This window comes from Pseudomonas sp. HMWF006 (genome assembly GCF_003061205.1).
GTDB classification, from domain to species: Bacteria; Pseudomonadota; Gammaproteobacteria; order Pseudomonadales; family Pseudomonadaceae; genus Aquipseudomonas; species Aquipseudomonas monsensis.
This window is the reverse complement of sequence record NZ_QAIU01000336.1, coordinates 1-2019: the sequence shown is the minus strand read 5'-3', so window position 1 is coordinate 2019 and position 2019 is coordinate 1. Positions and strand designations below refer to the sequence as shown.

Below are 2019 nucleotides of genomic sequence, written 5' to 3'. Positions count from 1 at the left end.
GTACTGCCCCGGCGCCAGCGTGCGCAACGGGCGGCCGAGAAATGCCAGTTGCTCGCGGGCCTGCTGGAAGCGTCTGGCGAACCCTTCGCTGCTCCAGTCATGCCCGGCGTAGCTGGCCTTCACCGCTTCGCCATTGTCGTGAAACAGGCTGAAATCGAAGTTGAAGCTGTTGGCCTGGTGCCAGCCGAACGCCCCCGACGAACTGGCGAAACCGCGGCTGATGGGACCGGCGGCGTAGAAACCGACCAGATCCAGACCCTCAGCGGCGGCGCAGATTTCATCGACCACCTGCTCGGTGTCCGGCAGCGGATGTTCCTGCACGTTCTCGCTCTGCCAACCGTTGTGGTTGAGCAACAGGTACGGATCCTGCGGCAGCAACGGCAACGTTTCGCGCAATTGATGCAGGCCCTCGGCGAGGCGTTGCAGGTCGGCTTCCTGATCGCCGGACAGGGTGATTTGCAGATCGGCGTGGCGGCCATCGTTGATCAGCTTCAGGACGATATTGGCCTGCTGCACTTGCCCGGCCTGCCGCACCTTGGCGTGATTGAAACGCACGAATGCCGAGGACTCGGCGGCGAAGCTGAGGGTGAATTGTTCCGGCTCGCGCACGCTGTCGCGCAGCCAATTGACCATGACCTTGAAGGCGTCGGACTGACTCTTCGAAATGCTCATCAGGCGTCTCCCCCAAACACATCAACGTTGCTGAATACGCAGGCCGGCGAAGCGTGGCCGACGCGAATCACCTGGTTCGGTTCACCCTTGCCGCAGTTCGGTGTGCCCAGCACCTTGACGGTGTTGGCATCGCCGACGGCGCGCAGGCTCTTCCAGAAGTGCGCGGAAATCGCCCGATAGTTCGGGTTTTTCACCACGCCTTTGAGTTCGCCGTTTTCGATCAACTGACCCCACTCGCAGCCGAACTGGAATTTGTTGCGCGCATCGTCGATCGACCAGGAGCGGTTGGTGCTCATCAGGATGCCGTGCTCGATGCCTTCGATCAGTTTGTTCAGTGGCTGATCGCCCGGCTCGATATTGAGGTTGGCCATGCGGTCGATCGGCGGGCGGTTCCAGCCGCAGGCGCGGCTGTTGGCGACGCCGTCGAGACCGGCGCGAAATTGCGACAGTGCACCGCCCAGAGGACGCAGCAGCAAACCATCGCGAATCAGGAACTGTTTGCTTGCCGCCGTGCCGTCGTCGTCATGGCCGTAGCTGGCGAGCTCTTCGGGAATGCCCGGATCGAAGGTCACGTTAAGTAATTTCGAACCGTATTGCAGGCTGCCGAAGTCGCTGGTTTTGACGAAACTGGTGCCGGCGTAGTTGCGCTCGTCACCGAGGATGCGGTCCAGCTCCAGCGGGTGACCGATGGACTCGTGGATCTGCAGCATCATCTGATCCGGCATCAGCAACAGGTCGCGCGGGCCTTGCGGAGTGTTCGGCGCGAGCAGCAGTTGCAGGGCCTGATCCGCCACTTGCGGGCCGGCGCCGACCAGACCGCAACGGCTGATCACATCAGCGCCACCCTGCTGGCCGAAGTTCTCGCGGCCGAGGCTGCGGGTCTGGCTGTCGTTGCCGTCGTAGGCAGTGACATCGAGGCTCGGGTAGACGAAGCGCTGGGCCTGGCGCAATTCGGCACCGGCGCTGCTCAGGTAGATCTGCTCGACATGGGTAATGCCGATGCTCACTTGCCAGTTCACCAGGCGCTCATCCTTGGGCACCGAGGCGGATTCCGCGCCGAGCAGCTCGAAGCATTCGCTCAGGGACGGGAAGGGTTGTTCGAGATTGGGCGAGAAGTAGTCGGCGCGGTCGCTCGACACCGGCTGATCGCGCAGGTCGAGCAAGGCGTGGGGCTTGAGCCGCCGGGCCTGTTGCTCGGCGCGTTCAAGGGCGGCTTGCAGGCCTTGCTGCGACAGGTCGTTGGTGGCGGCATAGGCCTCGACCCCGTTGACGCGCACGGTGAGCATCGCGCCTTCGTCGCGGCTCAGGCTCGGCGGCTCGGCGACGTTCTTGCGCACCGACAGGTAT

Annotated in this window: 1 protein-coding gene and 1 pseudogene; both read right to left on the bottom strand. The window is 63.4% G+C overall.

Annotation, left to right across the window (positions count from 1 at the left end; genetic code table 11):
- Nucleotides 1–672: pseudogene (locus tag DBR24_RS32140) on the bottom strand (TldD/PmbA family protein); the annotation flags it as partial.
- Nucleotides 672–2019 (bottom strand): TldD/PmbA family protein (locus tag DBR24_RS13905; RefSeq protein WP_146189040.1); only part of this gene is annotated, 1348 nt, incomplete at its 5' end. The gene DBR24_RS13905 and the pseudogene DBR24_RS32140, both read right to left, overlap by 1 nt.